Raw genomic sequence first — 7,493 nt, 5'->3', positions numbered from 1 at the left:
CTGCTCGGCGCCGCCCTCGTCCTGGTCACCCCGGCGCTGTTGGCCGGTCCCGACGCCGCGGCCCGCCTCAGCCGCGTCACCGCCGCCGCCAGCACCGCCGCTGTTGCCGCTCCGGCCGCCATGGGCACCCTCGACGCCACCGGCGCCAACGGCCGGCTCGCCCTTCTGGCCCCCGTCGTGCCCCTGATCGCCCTGGCCACCACCAGGCCCGCCACCACCAGGCCCGCCACCACCGAGCCGCGGCCTGCCGGGAGCGGCACCGCACGCCCGCTGGTGGCCGGGCGGGTCGCGCGGCGCTGGAGCGGTGTAGCGCTCGCCGTGGCCGTCGAGTTCTGCTTCACGATCTAGGGGATCACCCGCCTGCACGACACCGGAGTGTCCACCGCCACGGCGGTGGTGCTCTGGATCTCCTTCCCCGCCGGGATGGCCATCGGCCGCCTCCTCGGACCCCTACTGCTTACCCGGCTACCCCTTGTCACGTTCGGTGGCGCCGTCACCGCCGCCAGCGCCCTGGCCATCGCCACGACCGATCACACCGCCGTTGTCACCGGCGCGCTCACCGTCGCTGGCCTGGGCGTCGCGACCCTGTACCCCGTCACCACCACACGCCGCGTCCCTGGGCGCCCTCGCCTGTGGCGTCGCCATCCTTACCGCCCCCGCCGCCCTGGCCACCATCGCCACCGCCGTCGGCCTGCGCGCCGCCTTCCTCCTCACCGTGCCCCTGATCGCCGTCCTCGTCGCCCTACACCCACGAGCGGCACGCTCACCCGGTCCCGTCAGCAGCACATCTCGCCTGCGGGGCAGCGCCGGCAATACCACGCAGGATGAAGGCGGTGAGCAGGTCGATCGCCTCGTCGTCGGGCAAGATGTCGTCACTGGTAGCGACGTGTTCGTGGGCGAACTGCCACATCGTGCCGATTATGGCTGAGGCGACCAGTTCCGGCGGACCTGGCAGGTTGATGCCCTTGGCCTGCAGCAGTTGCACGTGCGCGACCATGACCTCGCGATCCGGGGCGAGCAGCGCGCGTAGCCGCGCGGCGATTGCCTGGTCCACCATCGACTCCTGGTCCAGATAGCCCCGGGCCTGCCCCGACATCTCCGCAGCGTGCTGATCGACCAGAATCCTGGAGAGCCCGCTGACAGCCCGCCGGCGCGTGACAACCCAGTCTCCATCAAACCCGGTACTTGACATGTTCCTAACGAACCTGTTCCTCACGAACCACCCGGCGTAGCCACACTGCGAGCAGCTCGACAGCACCGACGGCGGCGGTCTGACCGGGCCCGCGCCGACGTCGTGTGGCGGGTGGGTGCAAGCGCCTGTCGCCGGCGTACAAGCCCTCGCCGTTTACCGTGCCTACACTTTGGGATCACACTCGATTCGACCGGTGAGGTTCGGCAGCACCGCCCACAGCCCCCTGGAGGCCAGCGATGTTGGTGCCTTTCGGTGCACGTGATTTCCTTGATCGAGCGGTCGCGGTGTACGGCAGGCGTGTCGGTGTCGTGGACGAACCGGACCAGCCCGCCCAGCCGTGGCCGGACTTGACCTACGCCCGCCTGGGTGAGACCGCCCGTGCGCAGGCGGCGGGCCTGGACGCCTTAGGCGTGGGCCACGGTGAGCGCGTCGCGATCGTGTCGCACAACAGCGCCCGCCTACTCGCGTCGTTCTTCGGTGTCAGCGGGTACGGCCGGGTGCTCGTCCCGGTGAACTTCCGTCTCTCGCCGGAGGAGGTCAGCTACATCGTCGAGCACTCCGGCTCCGATGTACTGCTCATCGACCCCGAGCTGGAGGAGAGGCTCTCCGGCGTGACCGCGAGGCAGAAGTTCGTGCTGGGCGCCGAGAGCGACGCCGAATTCTACCGCTTCGACACCGAGCCCACGCCGTGGGAGCCGGACGAGAACGCCACCGCCACGATCAACTACACCAGCGGCACGACCGCGCGGCCCAAGGGCGTGCAGATCACCCACCGCAACATCTGGGTCAACGCGGTCACCTTCGCGCTGCACGCCGGTGTCACCGACCGCGACGTCTACCTGCACACGCTGCCGATGTTCCACGCCAATGGCTGGGGCATGCCGTTCGGCATGACCGGTCTCGGCGTCCAGCAGGTGGTGCTGCGCAAGATCGACGGCCCGGAGATCCTGCGCCGCGTGGAGCAGCACGGCGTCACCGTGATGTGCGCCGCGCCGGCTGTGGTCAACGCCGTGCTCGACGCCGTCCGGGACTGGGACGGCGAGGTCCCCGGCCGCGACCGCGTGCGGGTCATCTGCGCGGGTGCTCCGCCGCCCATCAAGACGATCCAACGGGTCGAGGAGGAGCTCGGTTGGGAGTTCATCCAGATCTACGGCCTCACCGAGACCTCGCCGCTGCTCACGATCAACCGTTCCCGCGTGGAGTGGGACGACCTGCCGCCCGAGGATCGCGCGGGCAAGCTCGTCCGTGCGGGTGCGCCCGCTCTGGGCGTCACGCTCAAGCTCTCGGACTCCGGTGAGGTGCTGGCCCGCTCCAACGTGGTCCTGGCGGGCTACTGGGAGCGGCCGGAGGAGTCGGCCAGGGCCCTGGCGGGCGGCTGGTTCCACACCGGTGACGGCGGCGTGATCGACGACGAGGGCCATCTGACGATCAGTGACCGCAAGAAGGACGTGATCATTACCGGCGGTGAGAACGTCTCGTCGATCGAGGTCGAGGACTGCCTGTTCAGCCACCCGGCGGTGGCCGAGGTCGCGGTGATCGGCGTGCCCGACGAAAAGTGGGGTGAGACGATCAAGGCGCTGGTCGTGCTCGCCGAGGGCCGGACGGCGACCGAGGCGGAGCTGATCAAGAACTGCAAGGAGCGGCTCGCCGGCTACAAGGCACCCACCTCGGTGGAGTTCCGCGACCAGCTTGCCCGCACCGCCACCGGCAAGCTGCAGAAGTTCAAGCTGCGCGCCCCGTACTGGGAGGGCCACGAGCGCCAGGTCAACTGATCCGACCGGAAGCGAACCCGGCCATGGGACGAAGGCGGACGGCGCCCGAGGCACCGCGCCAACGGATCCGGTACCTTACCTGCACCTTACATAAGGTGACGAATGCGGCGCGCATGGTGAGTGCGAATCGGATGCCCGGCGTGGGGGACTGTGATAAAACCTAGATGCACAATCCAAGATTATCGGATGGGCTAATATCGGGCTACCGGGCGATTCCTGCGATCGGGCGGTCGCGACCTGTGGAGACCCTTGGTAGGGGGTGCGGGGGCCGCGCTGACGGATGACGAAGCCTCGGTTCCGCGTCGATGTCCCTGTCCGCTGGGTGTTCGTCCGTTCATCGAGATCCGGCTTGTGAGAGATGTGGGGTAATCGTGTCGCTGCGTTCGCGCCGGTCGTGTCTGGCCGTTCCCGGCTCGTCGCCGAAGATGCTGGGCAAGGCCCAGGGGTTGCCGGCCGATCAGGTGTTCTGTGACCTGGAGGACTCGGTGGCTCCCGGCGCGAAGGAGTCAGCGCGGGCGAACGTGGTCGCGGCGCTGAACGAGGGCGCCTGGGCGGGGAAGACCCGGGTGGTGCGGGTCAACGACCTGACCACGCGCTGGACCTACCGCGACGTGATCGAGGTGGTGGAGGGCGCGGGGGCGAACCTGGACTGCGTGATGCTGCCTAAGGTGCAGTCGGCGGAGCAGGTGGCGTGGCTGGACCTGCTGCTCACCCAGATCGAGAAGGTCATGGGGCTCGAGGTGGGCTGGATCGGGATCGAGGCGCAGATCGAGAATGCGCTGGGGCTGTCGAACGTCAAGGAGATCGCGTTCGCGAGCCCACGGATCGAGACGATCATCTTCGGCCCGGCGGATTTCATGGCGTCGGTGAACATGCCGTCGCTGGTGGTGGGGACGCTCAGTCCGGACTATCCGGGTGACCCATTTCACTATGTGCTGTTCAAGATTCTCGAGGCCGCGCGCGCCCGCGGGGTGCAGGCGATCGACGGGCCGTTTCTGCAGATCCGTGATGTGGACGGATTCCGGGCGGTGGCGGGCAGGTCCGCGGCGCTCGGGTTCGACGGCAAGTGGGTGCTGCACCCGGGCCAGATTGAGGCGGCCAACGAGATCTACGCGCCCCGGCAGGCCGACTACGACCATGCCGAGCTGATCCTGGAGGCCTATGCCTGGCACACCTCGGCCGCGGGCGGTCTGACCGGTGCGGTGATGCTCGGCGACGAGATGATCGACCAGGCGAGCCGGAAGATGGCCGAGGTCGTCGCGGGCAAGGGCCGCACCGCGGGGATGCAGCGTACGGTGAAGTTCGAACCACCGGTCGGCTGAATCCGCCCGAGTCGGGGCGGATTCAGCCGACCGGCGCGTGGCGCGTGGCGCGTGGCCATGATGAAACCATCCCGCTGCCTGAGTGCGTTTCTGCTCTCCCCTCAGGCATCGGGGGCAGGGACAGGAGCGGAACATGGGCAGGATCGCGCAGACCGACGGTCTGACCGATGTGCAGCGGGACATCCTTGCGGCGGTACGGACCTTCGTCGACAAGGAGATTCTTCCCCATGCGAACGACCTCGAGCATCGGGATGAGTATCCCGAGGACATCATCGAGGCGATGAAGGAGATGGGCCTGTTCGGCATCACCATCCCGGAGGAGTACGGCGGGCTCGGCGAGTCCCTGCTGACCTACGCGCTCGTCGTGGAGGAGATCGCCCGCGGCTGGATGAGTGTCTCCGGGGTCATCAACACCCACTTCATCGTCGCCTACCTGATCCTCCAGCACGGCTCGGAGGAGCAGAAACGGCGGCTGCTCCCGGTCATGGCCACCGGCGAGCTCCGCGGGGCGTTCTCGATGAGCGAACCGGGCTGCGGCTCCGACGTTTCCGCGATCACCACCCGGGCCGACCGGGACGGCGACGACTACGTGCTCAACGGCCAGAAGATGTGGCTGACGAACGGCGCCCGCGCCGGCGTCGTCGCCACCCTGGTCAAGACCGACGAGGGCGCCCAGTCGGTCTACCGGAACATGACGACGTTTCTCCTGGAGAAGGAACCCGGGTTCCGGACACACGGCGGGATCACCATCCCGGGAAAACTGGAGAAACTCGGGTACAAGGGGGTCGAGACCACCGAGATGGTGCTGGCCGACCATCGGGTGCCCGCGTCGGCGATCCTCGGCGGCGAGGACGGCCGGGGCCAGGGTTTCTACCAGATGATGGACGGCGTGGAGGTCGGCCGGGTCAACGTCGCCGCGCGGGCCTGCGGGATTATGATCCGGGCGTTTGAGCTGGGCATTGCCTACGCTCAGCAGCGGCGGACGTTCGGTCGGCCTATCGCGGAGCATCAGGCCATCGCGTTCAAGCTCGCCGAGATGGCGACCAAGGTGGAGGCCGGGCATCTGATGATGGTCAGCGCCGCCCGCAGGAAGGACGACGGGCAGCGCAACGACGTCGAGGCCGGGATGGCCAAGTACCTTGCCAGCGAGTACTGCCACGAGGTGACGACCGAGGCTTTCCGGATCCACGGCGGCTACGGCTACTCCAAGGAGTACGAGATCGAGCGCCTGTACCGGGAGGCCCCCTTCATGCTCATCGGAGAGGGGACCTCCGAGGTACAGAAGCGCATCATCAGCCGGGCATTGCTGAAGGAGTACCAGCTTCCGGGCTGAGGGGCCGGTGCGTCCCTGACGAGTTGAGTGTGCCGCGAGCAGGCGAGGGAGTTCCAGATGCAGTTCGGGCGTTACTTCGAGGAGTTCGAGGTCGGTGCGGTTTACAAGCACTGGCCGGGCAAGACGGTCACCGAGTACGACGACCATCTCTTCTGCCTGCTCACGATGAACCATCATCCGCTGCACCTGGACTCCCATTTCGCCGAGGAGACCACCCAGTTCAAACGGAACGTCGTCGTCGGGAACTACGTTTACTCCCTGCTGCTGGGAATGTCGGTGGCCGACGTGTCCGGGAAGGCGATCGCCAACCTGGAGGTCGAGTCGCTACGGCACGTGAAGCCGGTGTTCCACGGTGACACGATCTACGGCGAGTCCACCGTCCTCGACAAGGTCGAGTCGAAGAGCAAGGACGACCGCGGGATCGTCACCGTCGAAACCCGCGGTTACAACCAGGACGGCGTCCTCGTCTGCATCTACCGCCGCAAGGTCATGGTGCCCAAGCGGGCCTACGGCGAGGCGCGCGGCGGCGAGCAGCCTGGCCGGCCGGAACCCCGGACGGAAGGCTGAGATGGCGGGCGCGGGCCGAGCGGAGACAAAGCGGGACCGTCCGTGGATCATCCGCACCTATGCCGGGCATTCGAGCCCGGCCGAGAGTAACGCGCTGTATCGGCGCAATCTGGCCAAGGGGCAGACCGGGCTGTCGGTGGCGTTCGATCTGCCCACGCAGACGGGCTACGACCCGGATCACGCCCTTGCCCGTGGCGAGGTGGGCAGGGTAGGGGTGCCGATCGCGCATCTCGGTGACATGCGGCGGTTGTTCGACGGGATTCCGCTGGCGCGGATGAACACGTCGATGACGATCAACGCCACCGCGATGTGGCTGCTGGCGTTGTACCAGGTGGTCGCGGAGGAGCAGGGGGCCGATCCGGCGGAGCTGGCCGGGACGACCCAGAACGACATCATCAAGGAGTATCTGTCGCGGGGGACCTATGTCTTCCCGCCGGGCCCGTCGCTGCGCCTGATCACCGACCTGATCGCCTACACGGTGGCCGAGCTGCCCCGCTGGAACCCGATCAACATCTGCAGTTATCACCTGCAGGAGGCCGGGGCCACGCCGGTTCAGGAACTGGCCTATTCGATGTGCACGGCGATCGCGGTGCTCGATGCCGTGGCCGCCGCGCGGGGGATCCCGGTAGGCCGGGCGGGCGCGGGCCGGGCGGGCGCGGACCGCGGGGAGCTGGAGCCGGCGGATGCGGAGTGGATGGGTGAGGTGTGTGGTCGGATCTCCTTCTTCGTCAACGCCGGAGAGCGTTTCGTGGAGGAGATGTGCAAGATGCGGGCGTTCACGGTGTTGTGGGATGAGCTGCTGACCTCCCGGTACGGGGTTCGGGAGCTGGCGCAGCGCCGGTTCCGGTACGGGGTGCAGGTCAACTCGCTGGGGCTGACCGAGGCCCAGCCGGAGAACAACATCATCCGGATTGTGCTGGAGGCGCTGGGGGTGACGCTGTCGAAGGACGCGCGGTGTCGGGCGTTGCAGCTGCCAGCCTGGAACGAGGCGCTGGGCCTGCCCCGGCCGTGGGATCAGCAGTGGTCGCTGCGCATTCAGCAGATCCTCGCTCATGAGACCGATCTGCTGGAGTATGACGATCTGTTCGCCGGTTCGGTCGTGGTGGAGAAGCGGGTCGATCAGCTCGTGGCCGCGGCCAGGGCGGAGATCGACCGGGTTCAGGAGATGGGGGGCGCCGTCGCCGCGGTCGAGAGCGGCTATATGAAGTCGCAGCTGGTGACGTCCCAGGCGGCGCGGCGGGCTCGCATCGAGAGCGGTGAGGACGTTGTCGTCGGGGTGAACCGGTTCACCGAGACCGAGCCGAATC

At 67.9% G+C, this 7,493-nt stretch carries 8 protein-coding genes; 6 read left to right on the top strand and 2 right to left on the bottom strand.

Going from position 1 to position 7,493, the window contains the following annotated elements:
• A partial coding sequence (locus AC08OT_RS17460) for a hypothetical protein (protein ID WP_476603047.1) occupies positions 1-348 on the top strand: 348 nt, incomplete at its 5' end.
• A gap of 117 nt (positions 349-465) precedes the next feature.
• Here AC08OT_RS17460 and AC08OT_RS17455 read toward each other — a convergent pair.
• Both AC08OT_RS17455 and AC08OT_RS17450 read right to left on the bottom strand, forming a co-directional pair.
• Positions 466-645 (bottom strand): hypothetical protein, encoded by a 180-nt coding sequence (locus tag AC08OT_RS17455; protein ID WP_476603046.1) that lies wholly within the window; start codon positions 643-645, stop codon positions 466-468.
• 118 nt (positions 646-763) lie between these two features.
• Complete coding sequence (locus AC08OT_RS17450) at positions 764-1,192, bottom strand: hypothetical protein (RefSeq protein WP_476594097.1); 429 nt, start codon at positions 1,190-1,192, stop codon at positions 764-766.
• 284 nt (positions 1,193-1,476) lie between these two features.
• Between AC08OT_RS17450 and AC08OT_RS17445 the strand changes: the two genes are divergently transcribed.
• The 5 genes from AC08OT_RS17445 to AC08OT_RS17425 all read left to right on the top strand — a co-directional run.
• A complete protein-coding gene (locus AC08OT_RS17445) occupies positions 1,477-2,964 on the top strand; it encodes an AMP-binding protein (RefSeq protein WP_476595903.1) in 1,488 nt (495 codons plus the stop codon).
• A 371-nt stretch (positions 2,965-3,335) separates the two neighbouring features.
• On the top strand, positions 3,336-4,286 hold the full coding sequence (locus tag AC08OT_RS17440; protein WP_476594095.1) for an HpcH/HpaI aldolase/citrate lyase family protein: 951 nt from the start codon (positions 3,336-3,338) through the stop codon (positions 4,284-4,286).
• Positions 4,287-4,419: 133 nt separating this feature from the next.
• Positions 4,420-5,619, top strand: coding sequence for an acyl-CoA dehydrogenase family protein (locus AC08OT_RS17435; RefSeq protein ID WP_476594094.1), 1,200 nt, complete (start codon positions 4,420-4,422; stop codon positions 5,617-5,619).
• 57 nt (positions 5,620-5,676) lie between these two features.
• Positions 5,677-6,186 (top strand): MaoC family dehydratase, encoded by a 510-nt coding sequence (locus AC08OT_RS17430; RefSeq protein ID WP_011436585.1) that lies wholly within the window; start codon positions 5,677-5,679, stop codon positions 6,184-6,186.
• 1 nt (position 6,187) lies between these two features.
• A partial coding sequence (locus AC08OT_RS17425) for a methylmalonyl-CoA mutase family protein (RefSeq protein WP_476603045.1) occupies positions 6,188-7,493 on the top strand: 1,306 nt, incomplete at its 3' end.

It is taken from the genome of Frankia sp. CgJB1 (assembly GCF_977947065.1).
This window is presented reverse-complemented; position numbering and strand designations above follow the sequence as displayed.